This is a genomic window from Serratia sp. C2(1) (assembly GCF_036352655.1).
In the GTDB taxonomy this organism is placed as follows: domain Bacteria; phylum Pseudomonadota; class Gammaproteobacteria; order Enterobacterales; family Enterobacteriaceae; genus Serratia; species Serratia inhibens.
Map to the genome: position 1 here is coordinate 1,249,045 of NZ_JAZFBA010000001.1, position 22,944 is coordinate 1,271,988.

19 protein-coding genes and 2 tRNA genes are annotated in these 22,944 nt (G+C 51.8%); 13 read left to right on the forward strand and 8 right to left on the reverse strand.

Features of this window, described 5'->3' with window-relative positions; all coding sequences use genetic code 11:
- Window positions 1–69: 69 nt before the first annotated feature.
- The 5 genes from V2S86_RS05805 to V2S86_RS05825 all read right to left on the reverse strand — a co-directional run bounded on the left by V2S86_RS05805 (window position 70) and on the right by V2S86_RS05825 (window position 2,846).
- Entirely contained in the window at window positions 70–642 is a 573-nt protein-coding gene (locus tag V2S86_RS05805) for a TIGR00730 family Rossman fold protein (RefSeq protein ID WP_330761618.1), read from the reverse strand.
- 178 nt (window positions 643–820) lie between these two features.
- Window positions 821–905: transfer RNA gene (locus V2S86_RS05810), tRNA-Tyr, on the reverse strand.
- 127 nt (window positions 906–1,032) lie between these two features.
- Window positions 1,033–1,117, reverse strand: a tRNA-Tyr gene (locus V2S86_RS05815).
- Between the two features lie 289 nt (window positions 1,118–1,406).
- A complete protein-coding gene (gene purU / locus V2S86_RS05820; RefSeq protein WP_006321195.1) occupies window positions 1,407–2,255 on the reverse strand; it encodes a formyltetrahydrofolate deformylase in 849 nt (282 codons plus the stop codon).
- A gap of 126 nt (window positions 2,256–2,381) precedes the next feature.
- The gene (locus tag V2S86_RS05825) at window positions 2,382–2,846 is read right to left on the reverse strand and encodes a YchJ family protein (RefSeq protein WP_330761619.1); all 465 of its coding nucleotides are present in this window, start codon (window positions 2,844–2,846) and stop codon (window positions 2,382–2,384) included.
- A gap of 147 nt (window positions 2,847–2,993) precedes the next feature.
- Between V2S86_RS05825 and rssA the strand changes: the two genes are divergently transcribed.
- The 5 genes from rssA to V2S86_RS05850 all read left to right on the forward strand — a co-directional run bounded on the left by rssA (window position 2,994) and on the right by V2S86_RS05850 (window position 8,542).
- Window positions 2,994–3,896 carry a patatin-like phospholipase RssA gene (gene rssA / locus V2S86_RS05830; protein WP_330761620.1) on the forward strand — a complete coding sequence of 301 codons (903 nt, stop codon included), beginning with the start codon at window positions 2,994–2,996 and terminating at the stop codon, window positions 3,894–3,896.
- Window positions 3,897–4,001: 105 nt separating this feature from the next.
- A complete protein-coding gene (gene rssB / locus V2S86_RS05835) occupies window positions 4,002–5,018 on the forward strand; it encodes a two-component system response regulator RssB (RefSeq protein ID WP_330761621.1) in 1,017 nt (338 codons plus the stop codon).
- 199 nt (window positions 5,019–5,217) lie between these two features.
- The gene (galU, locus tag V2S86_RS05840) at window positions 5,218–6,135 is read left to right on the forward strand and encodes a UTP--glucose-1-phosphate uridylyltransferase GalU (RefSeq protein WP_119802550.1); all 918 of its coding nucleotides are present in this window, start codon (window positions 5,218–5,220) and stop codon (window positions 6,133–6,135) included.
- Between the two features lie 43 nt (window positions 6,136–6,178).
- Entirely contained in the window at window positions 6,179–7,522 is a 1,344-nt protein-coding gene (locus V2S86_RS05845) for a UDP-glucose dehydrogenase family protein (RefSeq protein WP_119802552.1), read from the forward strand.
- Window positions 7,523–7,531: 9 nt separating this feature from the next.
- The gene (locus V2S86_RS05850; RefSeq protein ID WP_330761622.1) at window positions 7,532–8,542 is read left to right on the forward strand and encodes an NAD-dependent epimerase; all 1,011 of its coding nucleotides are present in this window, start codon (window positions 7,532–7,534) and stop codon (window positions 8,540–8,542) included.
- A gap of 215 nt (window positions 8,543–8,757) precedes the next feature.
- Here the strand turns inward: V2S86_RS05850 and hns are convergent, their stop codons facing one another.
- The gene (hns, locus tag V2S86_RS05855; RefSeq protein ID WP_006321188.1) at window positions 8,758–9,165 is read right to left on the reverse strand and encodes a histone-like nucleoid-structuring protein H-NS; all 408 of its coding nucleotides are present in this window, start codon (window positions 9,163–9,165) and stop codon (window positions 8,758–8,760) included.
- A 698-nt stretch (window positions 9,166–9,863) separates the two neighbouring features.
- On the opposite strand from hns, the gene V2S86_RS05860 reads away from it, so the two are divergent.
- On the forward strand, window positions 9,864–10,448 hold the full coding sequence (locus V2S86_RS05860) for a thymidine kinase (protein ID WP_330761623.1): 585 nt from the start codon (window positions 9,864–9,866) through the stop codon (window positions 10,446–10,448).
- A gap of 126 nt (window positions 10,449–10,574) precedes the next feature.
- Here V2S86_RS05860 and adhE read toward each other — a convergent pair whose 3' ends face one another.
- Window positions 10,575–13,247 (reverse strand): bifunctional acetaldehyde-CoA/alcohol dehydrogenase, encoded by a 2,673-nt coding sequence (gene adhE, locus V2S86_RS05865; protein ID WP_330761624.1) that lies wholly within the window; start codon window positions 13,245–13,247, stop codon window positions 10,575–10,577.
- A 521-nt stretch (window positions 13,248–13,768) separates the two neighbouring features.
- On the opposite strand from adhE, the gene V2S86_RS05870 reads away from it, so the two are divergent.
- From V2S86_RS05870 to oppF, 7 genes are all read left to right on the forward strand, one after another.
- Window positions 13,769–14,413, forward strand: coding sequence for a YchE family NAAT transporter (locus V2S86_RS05870; RefSeq protein ID WP_043912971.1), 645 nt, complete (start codon window positions 13,769–13,771; stop codon window positions 14,411–14,413).
- A 690-nt stretch (window positions 14,414–15,103) separates the two neighbouring features.
- A complete protein-coding gene (locus V2S86_RS05875; protein ID WP_330761625.1) occupies window positions 15,104–16,741 on the forward strand; it encodes an ABC transporter substrate-binding protein in 1,638 nt (545 codons plus the stop codon).
- Between the two features lie 150 nt (window positions 16,742–16,891).
- Window positions 16,892–18,529 (forward strand): oligopeptide ABC transporter substrate-binding protein OppA, encoded by a 1,638-nt coding sequence (gene oppA / locus V2S86_RS05880; RefSeq protein ID WP_330761626.1) that lies wholly within the window; start codon window positions 16,892–16,894, stop codon window positions 18,527–18,529.
- 129 nt (window positions 18,530–18,658) lie between these two features.
- Complete coding sequence (gene oppB / locus V2S86_RS05885) at window positions 18,659–19,579, forward strand: oligopeptide ABC transporter permease OppB (protein WP_330761627.1); 921 nt, start codon at window positions 18,659–18,661, stop codon at window positions 19,577–19,579.
- A gap of 14 nt (window positions 19,580–19,593) precedes the next feature.
- Window positions 19,594–20,502 (forward strand): oligopeptide ABC transporter permease OppC, encoded by a 909-nt coding sequence (gene oppC / locus V2S86_RS05890; protein ID WP_006321181.1) that lies wholly within the window; start codon window positions 19,594–19,596, stop codon window positions 20,500–20,502.
- A gap of 11 nt (window positions 20,503–20,513) precedes the next feature.
- Window positions 20,514–21,530, forward strand: coding sequence for an ABC transporter ATP-binding protein (locus V2S86_RS05895; protein ID WP_330761628.1), 1,017 nt, complete (start codon window positions 20,514–20,516; stop codon window positions 21,528–21,530).
- Window positions 21,527–22,528 (forward strand): murein tripeptide/oligopeptide ABC transporter ATP binding protein OppF, encoded by a 1,002-nt coding sequence (oppF, locus tag V2S86_RS05900; protein ID WP_004945302.1) that lies wholly within the window; start codon window positions 21,527–21,529, stop codon window positions 22,526–22,528. Before V2S86_RS05895 ends, oppF begins: the two co-directional genes overlap by 4 nt.
- A 91-nt stretch (window positions 22,529–22,619) precedes the next feature.
- Here oppF and V2S86_RS05905 read toward each other — a convergent pair whose 3' ends face one another.
- The gene (locus V2S86_RS05905) at window positions 22,620–22,943 is read right to left on the reverse strand and encodes an HI1450 family dsDNA-mimic protein (protein ID WP_004945300.1); all 324 of its coding nucleotides are present in this window, start codon (window positions 22,941–22,943) and stop codon (window positions 22,620–22,622) included.
- Window position 22,944 lies beyond the last annotated feature (1 nt).

Genomic DNA, 22,944 nt, shown 5'->3' on the forward strand with positions numbered 1-22,944 from the left:
TGAGATAGTAGCAGAGTTTGGCCGGAAATGTAACGCAGGCCGGCGGCACTTGCCGCCAGCGGGATGGGATTATTTTGCCCAGCGATCGTAATTTTTCGGTTGATAATCGTCGAATTGTTGCAGCAAGGTATGTGGTGATTCGCTGAGGTGCAGGGTACCGAGGTAGTCATGGCGCATAAAGCCCTGATCGGCTACGTGCAGCAGGAAATTGTTTAACGGTCGATAGAACCCATTTACATCCAGCAGGCCAACCGGCTTACTGTGATAACCGATTTGGCCCCAGGTCCAGATCTCGAACAGTTCTTCCAGAGTACCAATACCGCCGGGCAGGGCGATAAAACCGTCCGCCAGGGCCGCCATGCGTGCCTTGCGGGTGTGCATGTCCGGCACGACTTCCAGCTCGGTCAGATTACGATGCGCGGTTTCTGCTTCTACCAGCCGTTCAGGGATGATACCCACGGCTTCACCACCGGCCTCAAGCACTGCGTCCGCCACAATGCCCATTAACCCTTTTTTACCGCCGCCATAGATCAGGCGTCTGCCCCGGGCTGCAAGCGCTTGGCCCAGTTGCCGAGCATTATCGGCATAGGCAGGGTTAACGCCTTCGCTGGCGCCGCAAAAAACGCAGATATTGTTACGCATGCACTTTTTCCTTACTGCATTAAAGAAGTCAGTGGTATAGCGAATTGTTGGCTGGAGTTCAAGTTGAGCGTGGGATGAATGGTTAAGGTAACTGATAAATGTGACGTGCAACTATTTTGATTAGTGATGTGACAGGCTACGGCTGAGTTTGATTTAAATTAAGGGGGAAGTACAAGGATGGTGGTGGGGGAAGGATTCGAACCTTCGAAGTCTGTGACGGCAGATTTACAGTCTGCTCCCTTTGGCCGCTCGGGAACCCCACCATGATATTCATGGATTTACAAATTGTCGTTCCGGTTTTAGCCGGAAGAAACCTGGCCGGTTTCTTTGTCCTCCTCAGTGTTTTATGCAGCTTCAGCTTTCGCTGTGCTCTCAACAACAGAGAGAAGATGGTGGTGGGGGAAGGATTCGAACCTTCGAAGTCTGTGACGGCAGATTTACAGTCTGCTCCCTTTGGCCGCTCGGGAACCCCACCACTGGCCTTGCTTGCGAAACGTCTGTCTCGGTAAGCGGGGCGCATCATATCAAATGAAACGCGTGTGTAAAGTATTGAAATGCAGAAAATGAATCGTTTGCCGTTTTTTTGCCCGCGGCGGTGCATTCCTGAACGAAAGCCGCCGCTTTATACCCCGCACCTTTCAAGCTGCAGCGTTTTTGGCTGCGTTTTATCCCCTTGAGGTGCGAATATATTCGCACCTGCAATAGCTGGGGATGAGCAAGTGGCCTCCCGCTGCAACTTGAAATTCACGGGGCATATTGAGCAATTACAGAATAACCGTCCGGTTGCCGTAAACAAATACTCGCTGCGCCAACACATGATACAGCGCGCGGCTGAGCGCGTTTTTCTCAACGTCACGCCCGGCACGCATCATATCTTCAGCAGAATAAGTGTGATCAACATGAATCACGTCCTGCATGATGATCGGTCCTTCATCCAGATTATCGTTAACGTAGTGCGCGGTAGCGCCGATGATTTTTACTCCGCGTTCGTAAGCCTGATGATAAGGCCGCGCACCAATAAAGGCCGGCAGGAACGAATGGTGGATATTGATCACCTGATTCGGGTAGTGCTGAACGAATGCCGGAGTCAGCACGCGCATATATTTGGCCAGCACCACGTAATCCGGCTGATATTGGTCGATCTGGGCCACCATTTTTTGATCGTGCTGGTCGCGTGTCAGCCCTTCATGGCTGACCAGATGGAACGGAATATCGAAGCGTTCCACCAGTGTTTGCAGTGTATCGTGGTTGCCGATAACCGCCGCAATCTCTACATCCAGGCCACCGTAAGCGCTTTTCATCAGCAGATCGCCCAGGCAATGCGCTTCTTTGGTCACCAGCACCACAATGCGGCGGCGGCCGGAGTTATGCAGTTCGCGAATGGAACCTGTCGGCAGCGCACTGTCGAGATCGGCCAACAGTGTGGTGTCGTTGAAGATACCTTCCAGCTCGGTGCGCATAAAGAAACGCCCGGTGCGGTGATCAACGAACTCATTGTTTTGAACAATATTGAGCTCATGTTTGTAGCAAATGTTGGTGATCTTGGCGATCAAGCCTTTGGCATCAGGACAAATGGTGCGCAAAACTTTTCTTTGTACATTTTGGTGTGGCATGGGAATGAGGATCCTGTCTGATACTGAACGTCCTGTCTGTGCAGGCGAGCGTTTTTATAGTCTTCATCTTCAAGCAGCAGCCTTGTCGGCTGTGGCTCGAACTCTATGGGGCACAGTGATAATCGGCTAGCGCCCGCAGCACTTTTTATATTTTTTACCTGAACCACAGGGGCAAATTGCATTTCTGCCAGGCTGGGGTTTGGTTCCGTCAATATAGTACCAGCGTTGGTCAAGCTGAAGGAAGCGCGAACGCTCATGCATCGCTTTGTGTTCGTCGCTACCGGTGTCAACAAAGCGCGCAATGAATTCGACAAAACCTTCCCCGGCATCATGACCTTCGTTTTCTTCCACCACCGTCAGGCCAAGCCATTCAGTGCCTTTGAAACTGTCGAAAATGGACTTGCGCCATTCCTCGGCGTGGCAATCGGGGTGCCAGGTAGCAATCAGATAATCAACGTTGTGTTTCACATAGGCGGTAAAGCGCGAGCGCATTAACGTGCCTGGCGTGGGAGCAGGTTTGACCCCGTTAATGTAGGGTTCGCAGCATGCGCTATACTCCAGACCGCCGCCGCAGGGGCATAATTCAGGCAAGATGGCTCCTAATATGGCCGGAACGCAAAGGAACGGACCAATGATGATGAAAATAATTTAGCGCATATGTTACCTAACATTATTCGGTCGTGACAATCTACGCTGACGGCTGGTTTGATACAATTCATCGGACAAAGGGCAGACGTTATGCGGCAAATTAAAGTGGGGCTGGCATTAGGAGCGGGGGCGGCCAAAGGTTGGGCGCATATCGGCGTTATCAACGCGCTAAAGAAATTGGGCGTAGAGGTCGATATAGTAGCCGGTTGCTCGGTTGGTGCGTTAGTGGGCGCCGCATTTGCCAGCCATCGTTTGCCGGCCATGGAAACCTGGGTGCGTTCGTTCAGCTATTGGGATGTCATTCGGCTGATGGATTTATCCTGGCAACGGGGCGGGTTGTTGCGAGGGGAACGGGTCTTCAATGTGGTGGGGCAGTTGTTGAAGATCGATGATATTGCCGAGTGCTCGCTGAAATTTGGTGCCGTAGCGACTAATCTGAGTACTGGACGGGAGCTGTGGTTGACGAAAGGGGATATCCATCAGGCGGTGCGTGCTTCATGCAGCATGCCCGGTTTGTTGGCGCCGGTATGGTTCGACGGTTATTGGCTGGTCGATGGCGCCGTGGTCAACCCGGTTCCCATCTCATTAACCCGCGCGATGGGCGCCGATATCGTCATCGCCGTTGATCTGCAACATGATGCGCATTTGATGCAACAGGATTTGTTCTCGGTCCGCCACGATGAGGAAGAGCCGAACGATCTTCCTGCCCGTAACTGGCGAGGGCGTTTGCGGGAGCGAATCGGCAAGATGACGTTAAGAAAGCCTAATTTCACGCCAACGGCGATGGAAATCATGGGGACTTCGATACAGGTGTTGGAAAATCGGTTGAAACGCAACCGTATGGCAGGCGATCCTCCCGATGTGTTGATCCAACCCTATTGCCCGCAGATTTCAACGCTGGACTTTCACCGCGCCCAGGAAGCTATTGAGGCTGGACAACTGGCGGTAGAAAAACAGATCGATATGTTGTTGCCATTGATAAAAAATAAATAACTACCGGTTCCAGGGGGCGCAACGTGCGGTTGGGAAATTTTCCGGCAAGCGTAAATGACCTTTTTGAGCCACTATTACACTATGAAAAGGGAAGAGGCTCGGCTGATGGCATTACCATTCACTCACAAGCGCATTTTGATCGTCGAGGACGAACTGGTGTTTCGTTCCGTGCTTGTTGGCTATTTGAAATCGTTGGGAGCGGAAACCAGTGAAGCGACCAATGGTTTGCAGGCGCTGAGTGCAGTAGACGATGTCCATCCCGATTTAATCTTGTGCGATCTCGCTATGCCGGAAATGGGCGGGATCGAGTTTGTAGAACACCTGCGGCTGCAAGGTGTGAAAATCCCTGTGCTGGTGATTTCGGCTACGGATAAAATGGCGGATATTGCCAAAGTGCTGCGCTTGGGCGTCCAGGACGTGTTGCTAAAACCGGTGGCCGATCTCAACCGGTTGCGTGAAGCGGTATTGGGGTGTTTGTACCCCAATATGTTTACCTCTCCGGCTCTGGAAGAAGCCGATCTGTTCAAAGATTGGGATGCGTTGAGTAAAAATCCTTCTGAAGCGGTAAAATTGCTCAAACAACTTCAGCCGCCAGTACAACAGACCGTAGCTCATTGTCGGATCAATTACCGGCAATTAACCACCGGCGAGAATCCGGGGTTGGTATTGGATATAGCGGCGCTGTCGGATAAGGATCTCGCTTTCTATTGCCTGGATGTAACCCGGGCCGGCGATAATGGCGTATTGGCGGCACTGTTGCTGCGTGCTTTATTTAATGGATTATTGCAGGATCATTTAGCTAATCAGCGTCATCGGCTACCGCAAATGACGACATTGTTAAAGCAAGTTAATCAATTATTGCGACAAGGTAAGTTGGAAGGGCAATTCCCCTTGTTAGTCGGTTATTATCACGCCGAATATAAAAACCTGATTCTGGTCTCTGCCGGCCTGCATGCCAATGTGAATACCGGTGACAATCAAATCCAACTGAGCAACGGCGTGCCTTTGGGCATGCTGGGCGCGACCTACATGAATCAAATCAGCCAACATTGTTCCGCCTGGCAGTGTCAGGTCTGGGGCTCTGGGGGCAGGCTGCGGTTGATGCTCAGCGCTGAACAGTAAGCAATTGTAAAAATGTTATTTGAAATTCAAATATTGAACCTGCTTATTTTTACCTCAAGAAATCTGATTAGGTAATTGTCCTAAATTTTTTCTATTTGTGCTCAGACTAATGCCTGGCAGACATAAGCTGGTATACTCCGAAGGTTTTTTGTGTGGCGGCTGAAGCTCATAAAACGAGCGCTATTAGAGAGAGGAAATAATGCCTGCTGTAAATCGTAAAGTCAGAAAAGCAGTGATCCCGGTTGCAGGCTTGGGAACACGAATGTTGCCGGCGACAAAAGCCATCCCCAAAGAAATGTTGCCGCTGGTTGACAAACCATTGATCCAGTACGTGGTCAATGAATGCATTGCGGCAGGGATTAATGAAATTGTGCTGGTCACCCATTCCTCCAAGAATTCGATTGAAAACCATTTCGATACCAGTTTTGAGCTGGAAGCGATGTTGGAAAAACGCGTTAAACGTCAGTTGCTGGATGAAGTCCAGTCTATCTGCCCCAAGGGCGTTACCGTGATGCAAGTGCGTCAGGGCGTAGCGAAAGGCCTTGGGCACGCCATTATGTGCGCTTATCCGTTGGTGGGCGATGAGCCGGTTGCCGTGATTTTGCCGGACGTAATCCTTGATGAGTACAGCGCCGATCTGAAAAAAGACAATTTGCACGAAATGCTGCAGCGGTTCGAACAAACCGGTATCAGCCAGATCATGGTCGAACCTGTGCCGCAGAAAGATGTCGGCAATTATGGCGTGGCGGATTGCAAGGGTTATGAACTGCAGGCGGGTGAAAGCGCTCCGATGGTCAGCGTGGTGGAAAAACCTTCGCCAGACGAAGCGCCGTCAAATCTGGCCATTGTGGGCCGTTATGTACTTTCTGCCGATATCTGGCCGTTGCTGGCAAAAACGCCTCCAGGCGCCGGCGGAGAGATTCAGCTTACCGATAGCATTGAAATGCTGATGCAGCAAGAAACGGTAGAAGCCTATCACCTCAAAGGGGTGAGCCATGACTGCGGCAACAAACTGGGCTACATGCAGGCTTTCGTCGAGTATGGTTTGCGCCATGCCAGCCTTGGCAAAGAATTTTCTCAGTGGTTGCAACAGTTGCTGGCCGCTGATAAGAAGTAATTTATTTATCTTTCGTCTTAATTTGAAAAACTAGGATTTTCCCATGAAAGTAACAGTTTTTGGTATTGGCTATGTTGGCCTGGTGCAGGCTGCGGTACTGGCCGAAGTCGGTCATGACGTTATGTGTATTGATGTAGACGAGCGTAAAGTCGAAAACCTGAAAAAAGGGAATATCCCTATTTTTGAACCTGGCCTGACACCGTTGGTGCAACAGAACTTTGAAGCTGGACGTTTGCACTTCACCACGGATGCCAAAGCCGGCGTTGCACACGGTACCATTCAGTTTATTGCTGTAGGGACGCCGCCAGACGAAGACGGCTCTGCCGATCTGAAATATGTGACGGCCGTCGCGCGTACCATCGCGGAACATATGACCGATCGCAAAGTGGTGATCGATAAATCTACGGTTCCGGTCGGTACCGCAGATAAAGTCCGCCAGGTGATGGAAGAAACCCTGAAGCAACGCGGTAGCACAGTGCCTTTCGACGTGGTTTCCAATCCCGAGTTCCTGAAGGAAGGCGCGGCGGTTGCGGACTGCATGCGTCCGGAGCGTATTGTTATCGGTACCGATAACAAAGAGGTTATCGAGCCGATCCGTGAGCTTTACGAGCCGTTCAACCGTAATCACGATCGCATGATCATGATGGATATCCGCAGCGCCGAGCTGACCAAATATGCCGCCAACTGCATGCTGGCAACCAAGATCAGCTTTATGAACGAAATGTCTAACCTGGCTGAAATGCTGGGGGCGGATATTGAGAAAGTACGTCAGGGGATCGGTTCTGACTCGCGTATCGGTTACCATTTCATCTACCCTGGCTGTGGTTATGGCGGTTCCTGCTTCCCGAAAGACGTTCAAGCGCTGATCCGCACCGCGGAGCATATTGGTTACCAGCCAAAACTGCTGCAGGCGGTAGAGCAGGTTAACTATCAGCAAAAATATAAGCTGACCAAATTTATCAAACATCACTTCGGTGAGGATCTGAAAGGCAAAACCTTCGCATTGTGGGGGCTGGCCTTCAAGCCGAATACCGACGACATGCGTGAGGCATCCAGCCGTGTGCTGATGGAGCAACTGTGGGAAGCGGGTGCTATCGTGCAGGCCTTCGACCCAGAAGCTATGAACGAAGTTCAGCGTATCTATGGTCAGCGTGACGACCTGAAGTTGGTAGGCACCAAAGAGGCGGCACTGCAGGGTGCTGACGCCTTGGTTATTTGTACCGAATGGCAGAATTTCCGCGCGCCGGACTTCGATGTGATTAAAGGTACTCTGAAACAGCCGGTAATCTTTGACGGCCGTAACTTGTTTGATCCGGAACGTCTGGAAAGCCGTGGCTTCACGTATTATGCAATTGGCCGTGGCGCGTCCATTCAGCCGGTTATCTAAGGGGTTAACATGAAATTCCTGGTTACAGGCGCTGCAGGATTTATTGGCTATCACGTTGCTGAGCGTTTGTTGGCTGCCGGGCATCAGGTTGTCGGTATCGACAACCTGAATGATTATTACGATGTGGGCCTGAAAATGGCCCGCCTTGAATTGCTTTCAGACAAATCCGACTTTCAGTTTATTAAGCTGGACCTGGCCGATCGCGAAGGTATGGCGGAGCTGTTTTCAGAGCAGAAGTTTCAACGGGTGATTCACCTTGGGGCACAGGCGGGCGTGCGCTATTCGCTGGAAAATCCTCTGGCCTACGCGGATGCCAATCTCATTGGTCATTTAAATGTGCTTGAAGGGTGTCGCCACAATAAAGTTGAGCATCTGTTATATGCCTCTTCCAGTTCGGTATACGGCCTGAACCGCAAACTGCCATTTTCGACAGAAGACTCTGTTGATCATCCGGTGTCATTGTATGCGGCCACCAAAAAAGCCAATGAGCTGATGTCGCACAGCTATTCCCATTTATATGGTATTCCGACCACAGGTCTGCGCTTCTTTACCGTATATGGCCCATGGGGCCGCCCAGACATGGCATTGTTTAAATTTACCAAGGCCATATTGGCGGGCGAAAGTATCGATGTATATAACCACGGTGAGATGCACCGCGACTTTACCTACATTGATGACATTGCTGAGGCTATTGTGCGACTGCAGGCGGTTATTCCTCAGTCCGATGTGGCATGGACGGTCGAGCAGGGTTCACCGGCGACCAGTTCTGCACCCTATCATGTCTATAATATCGGCAATAGCAGCCCGGTGAAGCTGATGGAATATATTCACGCACTGGAGCAGGCGTTAGGGATTGAGGCGCGCAAGAATATGCTGCCGATGCAACCTGGTGACGTTTTAGATACCAGTGCCGATACCGCCGATCTTTATCGTGTTATCGGCTTCAAACCGGAAACCAGCGTTGAAGAAGGCGTGAAACGCTTTGTCGAGTGGTATAAGTCATTTTATAAAGTTCAGTAATTGAACAACTGAGCAATGTTATAAAGGGGCTACGGCCCCTTTTTTATGGCTTGAAAAACGTCTGGCTGCCAGTAGTTAACGGGGATAAGAAGAGTGAGAGGTTTTGCGTGTATCGGATATTTGCCTAAAAGCTAAGCTGCAGGACAGGAACGCAGAAAATACGCATAACAAAAAGGCTCCTCGAGGGAGCCTTTTTAACATGCAGCGAAACGCTATTACAGCAGGAAATCGTCCAGAGATTTACCTTGCTCTTCGATAGCTTTCTTAATCACTGCTGGTGTACGGCCTTGGCCGGTCCAGGTTTTCAGTTCGCCGTTTTCGTCTTTATATTGGTATTTGGCTGGACGTGCTGCACGTTTAGCTTTACCGGCAGCTTTAGTTGCAGCCATAGTTTGCAGCAGTTCATTCGGGTCAATACCGTCAGCAATCAGCATTTCACGATATTGCTGCAATTTACGAGTGCGTTCTTCCACTTCTGCTTGAGCCTGGCTGTCTTCTTCGCGACGTTCGTTCACAACAACTTCCAGTTTTTCAAGCATCTCTTCCAGCGTTTCCAGGCTGCATTCTCTTGCCTGTGCGCGTAGAGTACGGATGTTGTTCAAAATCTTTAATGCTTCGCTCATTGTCCTAGTCTCAAATTATATTGGTGGGGGGCGTCTGGATAATAATAGAGTGCTCTTTTCTTTTCTGCAATAGCCAAATTGAAAGGAGTACTCAAATTTATCTTTAAAAAAACGATTAATCAGATCAGTCCGACTAATATAGGTAGGGATGTTAAGTATTACAACCTCCATTTTTAAGTCAAATTTTCAACAGCCGCACTATGTTTGACGGGGCTGCAAGGCATTTATGGCTAAGTTATAATTGTGTTTTATATCAATATTACGATGAATTCTGTGGGCTCAATCACGCGGTTTAGTCTGCAAACATTGTAAACAATGGGGGTATGCAGGTAAAGATAACGTCAAGAACTGTGCCTTTGCCTGTTTTATGTCATTAAATTTCTCGGCGTCACCCTGGAGGGCTAATAGATTCGAACCTGTAACGGGGTTGCGATGGTGCAGCGGCATCTCTCCACCCGCTTAACCATTAATGCCGAGGGCAAATCATTAGCGGTAATTAATAGTGATGGCAGGCAAAGATTATCCTGTAAATAGATGTAAAAGGGGGGGCGGGTCAGAACGAAATGTTTCATTTGAAAGCCTGCTATTACCTTTGCCGGGATATTGATCCGAGAACATGAGCAGGCAGCCGGGTTATGGTACACTTAGCGCTTGAATCAACGTCTGAATATTTCTTATACCATTGGAGTTGCGGGCCCATGGCTCAACTTTATTTTTATTATTCTGCTATGAATGCGGGAAAATCCACCGCGCTGTTACAATCTTCATATAATTATCAAGAACGTGGTATGCGCACGCTGGTGTTTACTGCTGAAATCGATCACCGTTTTGGCGTCGGTAAGGTGAGTTCGCGCATCGGGTTGTCGTCCCAGGCGCAGCTCTATAATAATGATTCCATGCTCTATGCCATGATTGCTCAGGAACATCAGCAGCAGCCGGTACACTGCGTGTTATTGGATGAAAGCCAATTCTTGACGAAGGCACAGGTTGAGCAATTGTGCGACGTAGTTGACCAACTGGATATTCCGGTGCTGTGTTATGGGCTGCGCACCGATTTCCTGGGGGAGCTGTTCATAGGCAGTCAATATTTGCTGGCCTGGGCGGATAAGCTGGTGGAGTTGAAAACCATCTGCCATTGCGGTCGCAAGGCGAATATGGTGCTAAGGCTGGATGAAAGCGGTCAGGCAATGCATGCGGGTGAACAGGTAGTGATAGGCGGTAACGAGAGCTATGTGTCCGTTTGCCGCAAACATTACAAGGAAGCCATACACGCACCGGAATGAGTCTCTGGACGGCGTAGCGTGCTTTGTGGGGCGTTTTGGCACTATTGAGCTGCAAGGTCGAGTGAATTATCCCGCAGCATAAAAAAAACCGCCTTTCGGCGGTTTTTTTGTCGGCTCAATGAACCGTTATTTTTTGGACTTTTTTTCCGCTTTGGCCGCAACCGGTGCAACCACAACTTCTTCATCGTCCGCTTCGCTGAACTTACGGCCGTAGAAGGTATCCAGCATGATTTGCTTCAGTTCGGCAATCAGCGGATAACGCGGGTTGGCGCCGGTGCACTGGTCGTCAAAAGCGTCTTCGGACAGTTTGTCGACCTTCGCCAGGAAATCGGCTTCCTGCACGCCGGCTTCACGGATGGAAGCAGGGATGCCCAGCTCGGTTTTGATCTCATCCAGCCATACCAGCAGCTTCTCGATTTTTTGCGCGGTACGGTCGCCCGGGGCGCTCAGGCCGAGGTGGTCGGCGATCTCGGCATAGCGACGACGTGCCTGAGGGCGGTCGTACTGGCTGAAGGCCGTCTGCTTGGTCGGATTGTCGTTCGCGTTATAGCGAATGACGTTGGAGATCAACATGGCGTTGGCCAGGCCGTGCGGGATGTGGAACTCAGAGCCCAGTTTGTGGGCCATGGAGTGGCAAACCCCCAGGAAGGCGTTGGCAAACGCGATACCGGCAATGGTCGCGGCGTTGTGCACACGCTCACGGGCGACCGGGTTCTTGGCGCCTTCTTTGTAGCTGGCAGGCAGATACTCTTTCAGCAATTTCAGCGCTTGCAGCGCCTGGCCGTCAGAGTATTCGTTCGCCAGTACCGAAACATAAGCTTCCAGCGCGTGGGTAACCGCATCCAGGCCGCCGAAGGCGCACAGCGATTTCGGCATGTTCATCACCAGATTGGCGTCAACGATCGCCATATCCGGCGTCAGCGCGTAGTCAGCCAGCGGATATTTCTGGCCGGTCGCATCGTCGGTCACTACCGCAAACGGCGTGACTTCCGAACCGGTGCCTGAGGTGGTGGTGACGGCAATCATTTTCGCTTTGACGCCCATTTTCGGGAACTTGTAGATACGTTTACGGATATCCATAAAGCGCAGCGCCAGGTCTTCGAAATGGGTTTCCGGGTGTTCGTACAAGACCCACATGATTTTCGCAGCATCCATCGGTGAACCGCCGCCCAGCGCGATGATCACGTCTGGTTTGAAGGAGTTCATCTGCTCGGCGCCTTTACGCACGATGGTCAATGTTGGGTCCGCTTCTACCTCAAAGAACACTTCTGTTTCAATGCCGTGCGATTTCAGAACCCGGGTGATCTGGTCTGCATAGCCGTTATTGAACAGGTAACGGTCGGTCACAATGAAGGCGCGTTTTGCCCCGTCGGTCGCTACTTCTTCCAGCGCGATAGGCAGTGAGCCACGGCGGAAGTAGATTGATTTCGGAAGTTTATGCCACAACATGTTTTCTGCTCGCTTCGCTACAGTTTTCTTGTTGATCAAGTGTTTTGGACCGACGTTTTCAGAGATGGAGTTCCCCCCCCATGAACCGCAGCCCAGCGTCAATGACGGAGCGAGTTTAAAGTTGTACAGGTCACCGATACCCCCCTGAGAAGCCGGGGTGTTGATCAGGATACGTGCGGTTTTCATCTTGTCGCCGAAGAAGGCAACGCGTTCCGGCTGGTTATCCTGGTCGGTATACAGGCAGGACGTATGGCCGATACCGCCCATGGCGACCAGTTTTTCGGCTTTGCTGACGGCGTCTTCAAAGTCTTTGGCGCGATACATTGCCAGCGTCGGAGAGAGTTTCTCGTGAGCGAAAGGTTCGGATTCATCAACCAGCTTCACTTCACCGATCAGCACCTTGGTGCTTGCAGGCACTTTAATACCGGCCATTTCGGCAATTTTCGGTGCGGACTGGCCCACGATGGCCGCGTTCAACCCGCCGTTTTTCAGAATGATGTCCTGGACCGCTTTCAGCTCTTTGCCTTGCAGCAGGTAGCCGCCATGGGAAGCGAAACGTTCACGCACTGCATCATAAATGGAGTCCACAACGATGACAGACTGCTCGGAGGCGCAAATAACCCCGCTGTCGAAGGTTTTGGACATCAGGATCGAAGCAACGACGCGTTTGATATCCGCCGTTTCGTCAACCACCACCGGGGTGTTACCGGCACCGACGCCGATGGCAGGCTTGCCGGAGCTGTAGGCGGCTTTCACCATGCCTGGGCCGCCGGTAGCGAGGATCAGGTTGATGTCCGGGTGGTGCATCAACTGGTTGGACAGTTCAACGGTAGGCTGATCAATCCAGCCGACGATATCTTTTGGCGCCCCGGCGGCAATCGCAGCTTGCAGCACGATATCCGCGGCTTTATTGGTGGCGTTTTTCGCACGTGGGTGCGGAGAGAAGATAATGCCGTTACGGGTTTTCAGGCTGATCAGCGCTTTGAAAATGGCCGTAGACGTTGGGTTGGTGGTCGGCACGATACCGCAAATCAGACCGATAGGCTCGGCGATGGTGATGGTACCGAAAGTATCGTCTTCGGACAGGATACCGCAGGTTTTTTCATCTTTATAAGCGTTGTAGATATACTCTGAAGCGAAGTGGTTTTTGATCACTTTATCTTCAACGATACCCATACCGGATTCTTCAACGGCCATTTTGGCCAAGGGAATACGGGCATCGGCAGCGGCGAGGGCAGCAGCGCGGAAGATTTTATCAACTTGCTCTTGAGTGAAGTTGGCATATTCGCGCTGGGCTTTTTTGACACGTGCGACTAGCTCGTTCAGTTCAGCGACATTCGTTACAGCCATAATGCTCTCCTGATAATGTTAAACTCTTTCAGTAAATAAGCCGTGCGAGCAACTAGTATAGACACCCAAGCGGAAAATGCTGCTTAAAAACAAGGGCTTTCCGTACTGTACAACGCATGCTGCTGATTTGCTTAAAGAGCTTTCCCACGGCTTCCGGGGAGAAGCGGCGGGCTGAACAGAGATACCTCTTTTTCCTTAACCTGTTCTACTCCCTGACTACGACTAAGAGCTTAACTACTCTTGATTAGCGGTTTTGTGATTTAAATCATGAAAAGTGCAAGCTGACACCATTCAGCTTGAGTTGTTGAGAATTACTCTCAATAAACCTGTGGCAGACGCTTTTTTTTAAACATAAAAAATCATAAACCGTACATTGATTTAACAATAGCGAATTATTTCAGATTGTTTGCTCTTAAGGGATAAAAATGCTGCATTCGGCCAATGGATTACCCGTGGCAATTCCATTACATTAGCGCGCGTAGGCAGTATCACTTTTCTGAGCTATTTAAGCGGAGTCATTTGTGGGCCAATCTCTGTTGGATTTTTCCGGCTACATTAAATTTTTTGTCGGCCTGTTTGCACTGGTGAACCCGGTAGGCATTTTGCCGGTGTTTATCAGCATGACCAGCTACCAGGCAGCGGCCGGGCGTAATAAAACGAACATGACCGCCAACCTGTCGGTCGCCATTATCCTGTGGACCTCGTTGTTTCTGGGGGAGGGGATTTTGCGCATGTTCGGCATTTCCATTGATTCGTTCCGCATTGCCGGCGGCATTCTGGTGGTGACCATTGCCATGTCGATGATCAGCGGCAAGCTGGGTGAAGATAAACAGAACAAACAAGAAAAATCAGAGAGCGCGATCCGTGAAAGCATTGGCGTAGTGCCGTTGGCGCTGCCGCTGATGGCGGGGCCGGGCGCCATCAGTTCTACAATAGTCTGGAGTTCCCGCTACCATAACTGGCAAAACCTGCTGGGCTTTAGCCTGGCGATTGCGTTGTTTGCCTTCTGCTGTTGGTTGCTGTTCCGTGCCGCTCCTTTGCTGGTGCGACTCTTGGGGCAAACCGGCATCAACGTTATTACCCGTATTATGGGGTTGTTGCTGATGGCATTGGGTATCGAGTTTATTGTTACCGGTATTAAAGCCATATTCCCGGGGCTGCTGTAATCAGGTCGGCGAGTCGCGAATAGGATAATTCGCGACTCAAATTAATTTTAAGAATTAAAATTAATTATCAGCTCGCATTATTATAGTGCGAAATATGAATGAATTTTCTTCACTTGCACCAGAATGTGGCATAAATCTCACTTTGCTGCTCAATAAAAGCTCTAAGCGTTATTTTTAACCCTTATCTTGCGCCTTTTTTGCCCTTTATCGCCTGCCTGACGTCAAATCTGCTGTTAATTTAGTCACATCATTCTGTAGGGCTTGTCTCGCTTTCATCCAGGTGTTATTAGTGATTAACCGCGTATAAGCAGGTGTTTGTTCTTTGAACTGCCGCTTTGTTAAATGAATGTTTCTTTGTTGTGCTTGCCGGTCTTTCCCATGGGGCTTGTGTAATGGGTTTTCTTATTTTTATCAATTAAATCATTACGTTGATTTGTGTTGCGGTTGTCTGGGTGGGGATGCGCTAAATCGCACTTTGGTCAATAAAAGAGAATTGCGTAACATTTTCGTAAAAATTATTGGCTATGGAATTTGGCTTCTGCTAATTTCCGAGCAACTTTATACGCTTCATTAATTGCAAAGCGTCGTCAAAGTGGGAACGATTCTTGCTGGTGTCCGTTATTTAGAATTCTTATAAATACTTCACGAATATCGATAAGCAATGCTTGTTGGTGAAAAGGAGCCTCGACTATGCAGCAAACAATGAAGCGCACACCGTTGACCATGTTCTTTGCCGGCATGCTGAATCTCGGCGCCGTTTATTCCGTACAGGCGGCCGATGTCCCGGCAGGGGTGCAATTGGCCCAACAGCAAAGCATTGTGATCAACAATGGCAGCGAAGTCGCTTCATTGGATCCGCACAAGGTCGAAGGAACGCCTGAAAGCAATATCATTCTTAACCTGCTGGAAGGATTGGTCAGCACCGACGCCAATGGGCATGTGGTGCCGGCCGCCGCGGCAACCTGGGAAAATCAGGATTTTAAAACCTGGACTTTCCACCTGCGCCCGGATGCGGTGTGGAGCGACGGATCCCCGGTTACCGCACAGGACTTTGTCTACAGCTGGCAGCGTCTGGCCGATCCCAAAATCGGTTCCCCCTACGCCAGCTATTTGCAATATGCCAAAATTGAAAACGTTGACGCTATCCTGACCGGCAAGAAAAAACCGCAAACCCTTGGCGTTAAGGCCATCGATGACAAGACGCTGCAGGTTCAGCTGAGTGAGCCGGTGCCGTACTTTGTCAGCATGTTGAGCCACACCTCGCTGAAACCGGTAAAACGAGCGGCAGTTGAAAAGTTTGGCGATAAATGGACGTTGCCCGCCAACTACGTCGGCAATGGCGCTTACCGCCTGAAAGAGTGGGTGGTGAATGAGCGCATCGTGCTTGAGCGCAGCCCGAGCTACTGGAACAACAAAAAAACGATTATCGACCAGGCGACCTTCTTGCCGATCGCTTCAGAGGTCAGCGACGTCAACCGCTTCCGCAGCGGTGAGATTGATATCACCAACAATGCCATTCCGCCGAACCTGTTCGTGAAGATGAAAAAAGAAATCCCGGAGCAACTGCACGTTAACCCGTTCCTGTGCACGTTTTATTACGAGATCAATAATCAGCGCGCACCCTTTACCGACGTTCGGGTGCGCACTGCGGTGAAATTAACGCTCGATCGCGACATCATCGCCAACAAAATCATGGGGCAGGGCCAGATCCCGGCGTACAACTTCACTCCAACCTTTACCGATGGCGCCAGGTTCACCGCGCCGGAATGGGCGAGTTGGAGCCAGGAGCAGCGTAATGCCGAAGCGAAAAAACTGTTGGCGCAAGCCGGTTTCACTGCGGCAAACCCCTTGAAGTTCACGCTGTTGTACAACACCTCAGATCAAAACAAACAGCAGGCGATCGCTGCGGCTTCGATGTGGAAGAAAAACCTCGGGGCGGATGTCACGTTGCGCAATCAGGAGTGGAAAACCTCGTTGGAAAGCCGCCATCAAGGCCAATACGACGTGGCGCGTGCGACCTGGTGCGGCGATTATAACGAGCCCAGCGCTTTCCTGAATTTGGTGGTGTCCAATAGCAGCATCAACACGATCTTCTACAAGAGCCCGGCATTCGACGCCCTGATAGCCAGTACGCTGAAGGCGCCGGATGAGGCTGCGCGTGCCGCTATTTACCAACAGGCGGAAGCGCAGTTGGACAAAGATTCTGCGTTGATCCCGGTGTATTACCGCGTCAGCGCACGCCTGATCAGACCGTCGGTGGGGGGCTTTACCGGTAAAGATCCGCTGGATTATACCGACGTAAAAAATCTGTACATCATCAAGCAGTAAAAGGGGTATTACGCCACGCCAACAACGGGGGAGTAATACAGGGAAGGCCGGCTGCCGCCTTCGTTCATCGGCAGCCGGTATAACAAGGTCCGCTCACGGGCAACGCAGGCTCCACGATGAGTCTGTGATAATAAAAACTGGAGTATATCAATGACCAACATCACGAAAAAAAACCTCCTTGCCGCCGGCATCATTGCCGCGCTGGGCATCACAGCAACCGGAAGTGCCATGGCGGCCGACGTGCCGGCAGGTGTGCAACTGGCAGAGAAACAAGTGCTGGTACGTAACAACGGCGCAGAAGTGCAGTCGTTGGATCCGCATAAAATTGAGGGGGTGCCCGAGTCCAACGTCTCCCGCGATTTGCTGGAAGGCTTGACCATCAATGATCAAAATGGCGCCATCGTTCCCGGCGTAGCGGAAAGCTGGGATAACAAAGACTTTAAAGTCTGGACCTTCCACCTGCGCAAAGACGCAAAATGGTCGAACGGTGAGCCGGTTACGGCGCAAGATTTCGTCTACAGCTGGCAGCGTCTGGCCGATCCTAAAACCGCTTCTCCGTATGCCAGCTATGTGCAGTACGCGCACATTGCCAATATCGACGACATCATCGTCGGCAAGAAAAAGCCGGAAACGCTCGGTGTGAAAGCGATTGACGATCATACCTTCGAAGTGACGCTGACCGAGCCGGTGCCTTATCTGCCTAAACTGCTGGCGCACCCTTCCATGTCGCCAGTCAATAAAGCCGCGGTAGAAAAATTTGGCGAGAAGTGGACCCAGCCTCAGAACTTTGTGGCCAATGGCGCATACAAATTGAAAGGCTGGACGGTGAACGAGCGTATCGTCCTGGAGCGCAACCCGGAATACTGGGATAACGCCAAAACCGTGATCAACCAGGTTACCTACCTGCCAATCTCTTCAGAAGTAACGGACGTCAACCGTTACCGCACCGGCGAAATCGACATGACCTATAACAACATGCCGATTGAACTGTTCCAGAAGCTGAAAAAAGAGATCCCGACAGAAGTTCACGTCGATCCGTATCTGTGTACCTATTACTACGAAATCAACAACCAGAAGTCGCCGTTGACCGACGTGCGCGTGCGTACCGCCCTGAAGTTGGGTATGGATCGCGATATCATCGTTAACAAAGTAAAAAATCAGGGCGATCTGCCCGCTTACGGTTACACCCCGCCATACACCGACGGTGCCAAGCTGACACCACCAGAATGGTTCGGTTGGACCCAGGACAAGCGTAACGAAGAAGCGAAGAAACTGCTGGCTGAAGCCGGCTACGGTCCAGGCAAACCCTTGACGCTGAGCCTGCTGTACAACACGTCGGATCTCCACAAGAAGCTGGCGATCGCTGCCGCCTCTATCTGGAAGAAAAACCTGGGCGTAGATGTGAAGCTGGTTAACCAAGAGTGGAAAACCTTCCTGGATACCCGCCATCAGGGCAACTTCGATATTGCACGCGCCGGCTGGTGTGCGGACTATAACGAACCTTCCTCCTTCCTGAATACCATGTTGTCCGACAGCAGCAACAATACTGCACATTATAAGAGCGCGGAATTCGACAAGCTGATTGGCGATACCCTGAAAGCGAAAACTGACGACGAACGTGCAGCCCTGTACCAAAAGGCCGAAGTCCAGTTGGATAAAGATTCAGCCATTGTGCCGGTTTATTACTACGTGAACGCCCGTTTGGTGAAACCTTACGTTGGCGGTTATACCGGTAAAGACCCGCTGGATAATCTCCACGTAAAAGATCTTTATATTATCAAACATTGATTTTAATGTCGGGGCGCTCCGGCGCCTCGCCACTGATCGGCTGATAATGATAGAGCTGAAGTAAAGGCTAGAAATCCGCCGCCGATACGTACGTCGATGGCCGGCGGATTCATGGAACAGGTACGGGCAATGTTAAAATTTATTCTACGCCGCTGTCTGGAAGCAATTCCGACGCTGTTTATTTTGATCACCATTTCGTTTTTTATGATGCGCCTGGCGCCGGGAAGTCCCTTTACCGGCGAACGTGCGTTACCGCCTGAAGTGATGGCCAACATTGAGGCGAAATATCACCTCAACGATCCTATCTACAAGCAGTACTTCAACTATTTAGGCCAGCTCGCGCAAGGCGACTTCGGCCCGTCCTTCAAATACAAGGATTATTCGGTCAACGATCTGGTGGCCGCCTCTTTCCCGGTTTCGGCCAAATTGGGCCTGGCCGCGTTTTTGCTGGCGGTGATATTGGGGGTTAGTGCCGGTGTCATTGCCGCGCTGAAACAAAACACCAAATGGGATTATACGGTAATGGGCTTTGCCATGACCGGGGTGGTGATACCCAGTTTCGTGGTGGCACCGTTACTGGTGTTGATTTTCGCCATCACGCTGAAATGGCTGCCGGGCGGCGGTTGGAACGGCGGGGCACCGAAATTTATTATCCTGCCGATGGTAGCGTTATCGCTGGCCTATATTGCCAGTATCGCCCGTATCACGCGCGGATCGATGATTGAAGTGCTGCACTCAAACTTTATCCGTACCGCTCGCGCCAAGGGCCTGCCAATGCGCCGCATCATTCTGCGTCATGCATTGAAGCCTGCGTTATTGCCGGTGCTTTCCTATATGGGGCCTGCCTTTGTCGGCATCATCACCGGTTCGATGGTGATCGAAACCATTTATGGCTTGCCGGGTATCGGCCAACTGTTCGTTAACGGTGCGCTAAACCGCGACTATTCTCTGGTATTGAGCCTGACCATTCTGGTGGGTGGCCTGACTATTTTGTTTAACGCGATCGTGGACGTGCTGTACGCCGTTATCGATCCAAAAATTCGTTATTAAGCTGGAGCACGCAAATGATGTTGACGAAAAAGAACAGCGAAGCTCTGGAACACTTCAGCGAAAAGCTGGAAGTGGAAGGGCGCAGTCTGTGGCAGGATGCCCGTCGCCGCTTTGTGCATAACCGTGCGGCGGTCAGCAGCCTGTTTGTGCTGGCGCTGATTACCCTGTTTGTGATTGTAGCGCCGTGGTTGTCGCAGTTCGCCTATGACGATACCGACTGGGCGATGATGTCGGCCGCACCGAGCCTTGAATCGGCGCACTACTTCGGCACTGACTCCTCCGGCCGCGATTTGCTGGTGCGCGTAGCGATTGGCGGGCGTATCTCGCTGATGGTCGGCGTGGCCGCAGCGCTGGTGGCGGTGATTGTCGGTACCCTGTACGGCGCGATGTCGGGTTACCTGGGCGGCAAGACCGACTCGGTGATGATGCGCTTGCTGGAGATCCTCAACTCCTTCCCGTTCATGTTCTTCGTGATCCTGCTGGTGACCTTCTTCGGCCAAAATATCCTGTTGATCTTTGTGGCGATCGGCATGGTGTCGTGGCTGGATATGGCGCGTATTGTGCGTGGGCAAACCCTGAGCTTAAAACGTAAAGAATTTATCGAAGCGGCATTGGTATGCGGGGTTTCCACCCGAAATATCGTTCTGCGCCATATCGTGCCTAACGTGCTCGGCGTGGTAGTGGTGTACGCCTCATTGCTGGTGCCGAGCATGATCCTGTTCGAATCCTTCCTCAGCTTCCTGGGGCTGGGCACGCAGGAGCCGTTAAGCAGCTGGGGCGCATTGCTCAGCGATGGCGCCAACTCGATGGAAGTTTCACCGTGGTTGCTGCTGTTCCCGGCGGGTTTCCTGGTTGTCACTCTGTTTTGTTTCAACTTTATCGGCGATGGTCTGCGTGACGCCCTCGACCCGAAAGATCGTTAAGGAGTGCCATCATGAGCACCATTGAAAACCCGCAGTTGCAAACCGGCACCGCCGTCAAATCGCCGCTGTTGCTGGATGTAAAAGACCTGCGCGTGACCTTCGGCACCCCGGACGGCGACGTGACGGCAGTGAACGATCTGAACTTTGATCTGCGAGCCGGTGAAACGCTGGGCATCGTCGGTGAGTCCGGTTCAGGCAAATCCCAGACCGCTTTTGCGTTAATGGGGTTGCTGGCCAGCAATGGCCGCATTGGCGGCTCGGCCAAGTTTAATGGCCGCGAAATCCTCAACCTGCCGGAAAAACAGCTGAACAAGCTGCGGGCGGAAGAGATTTCGATGATCTTCCAGGATCCGATGACGTCGCTTAACCCTTATATGCGCGTTGGCGAGCAGCTGATGGAAGTGCTGATGTTGCATAAGAAAATGAGCAAAAGCGAAGCCTTCGAAGAGTCGGTGCGCATGCTCGATGCGGTAAAAATGCCGGAAGCGCGCAAACGCATGCGCATGTATCCACATGAGTTCTCCGGCGGTATGCGCCAGCGCGTGATGATCGCCATGGCGTTGTTGTGCCGGCCTAAACTGTTGATTGCCGACGAGCCGACCACCGCACTGGATGTGACGGTTCAGGCGCAGATTATGACGCTGTTGAATGAGCTGAAGCGAGAGTTCAATACGGCCATCATCATGATCACTCACGATTTGGGCGTGGTTGCCGGTATCTGTAATAAAGTGCTGGTCATGTACGCCGGGCGCACGATGGAATACGGCAGCGCACGTGATGTGTTTTATCACCCGAGCCACCCTTACTCCATCGGTCTGCTGAATGCGGTTCCGCGTCTGGACGCTGAAGGTGAAGCCTTGATGACCATTCCCGGCAACCCGCCGAATCTACTGCGCCTGCCGAAAGGTTGTCCGTTCCAGCCGCGTTGTCAGTTCGCGATGGCGCAATGCGCGAGCGCTCCGCCGTTGGAGCAGTTTGGTGAAGGGCGCCTGCGCGCCTGCTTTAAACCGGTGGAGGCGTTGGTATGACAGCGGTAACCGACAAGAAAGTGTTGCTTGAAGTGGCCGATTTGAAAGTGCACTTCGACATTCATGATGATAAACAGTGGTTCTGGCAGCCGGCGAAAACCCTGAAGGCGGTCGATGGCGTGACACTGCGCTTGTTCGAAGGGGAAACGCTGGGTGTGGTGGGCGAGTCCGGTTGCGGAAAGTCGACCTTCGCCCGCGCCATTATCGGCCTGGTGAAAGCCACCAGTGGGCGCGTTGCCTGGTTGGGTAAGGATCTGCTCGGCATGAGCGATACCGACTGGCGCAAAACGCGCAGCGACATCCAGATGATCTTCCAGGATCCGCTGGCCTCGCTGAACCCACGCATGACCATCGGCGAAATCATCGCCGAGCCGTTGCGCACCTATTACCCGAAGATGCCGCGTCAGGAAGTGAAGGACAAGGTGAAGGCGATGATGCTGAAGGTGGGCCTGTTGCCAAACTTGATCAACCGCTATCCGCATGAGTTCTCCGGTGGCCAATGCCAGCGTATCGGCATTGCACGTGCGCTGATCCTGGAACCGAAGTTGGTGATCTGTGACGAACCTGTCTCTGCACTGGATGTGTCGATTCAGGCGCAGGTGGTCAACCTGTTGCAGCAGCTGCAGCGTGAAATGGGGCTGTCGTTGATCTTCATCGCCCATGACCTGGCGGTCGTCAAGCACATCTCCGATCGCGTGCTGGTGATGTATCTGGGCCATGCGGTGGAGTTGGGAACCTACGATGAGGTGTACCACAACCCGCAGCATCCTTACACCAAAGCGCTGATGTCGGCGGTGCCGATCCCGGATCCGGACAAGGAGAGGGAAAAGCAGATCCAATTGTTGGAAGGGGAACTGCCTTCGCCGATCAACCCGCCTTCAGGCTGTGTGTTCCGTACTCGCTGCCCGATTGCCGGGCCGGAATGCGCCAAGACCCGACCGCTGCTGGAAGGGAGCTTCCGCCACGCGGTGTCGTGCCTGAAAGTAGATCCTCTCTAATTCCCGTCGTCTTCACGCCGCAGCGTCGTTCGCTGCGTCAGCAACAAAAAACCCGCCAAAATCGGCGGGTTTTTTCATGCAAGCAGGGGGCTTATTCTTTCCACAAAATATGGCACAGCTTGTGGTCTTTCTCACGGCAGAGCAATACGCGGGCAAACACGTCGTTGATCGGTTCGCCATCGCTGTCTGCCAGGCCAATGACCACCTCGGCAAAAAAGTCCGGGTTCAGGTCAAAATCCACATGTTCCGACCAGTCTTCCGCCGGATCATACAGCTCGGCGCCACCGCGCTCCTCAAACTGCAGGTTGAACAGCAGAATATCCGCCGGATCCAGATTGTCGCCGGCCAATTCCAGAAAGATGTCATAAGCCTGTTCCAGCGTTTCGTCTTCGGTGAGGCGGTTATTCAAATCCATA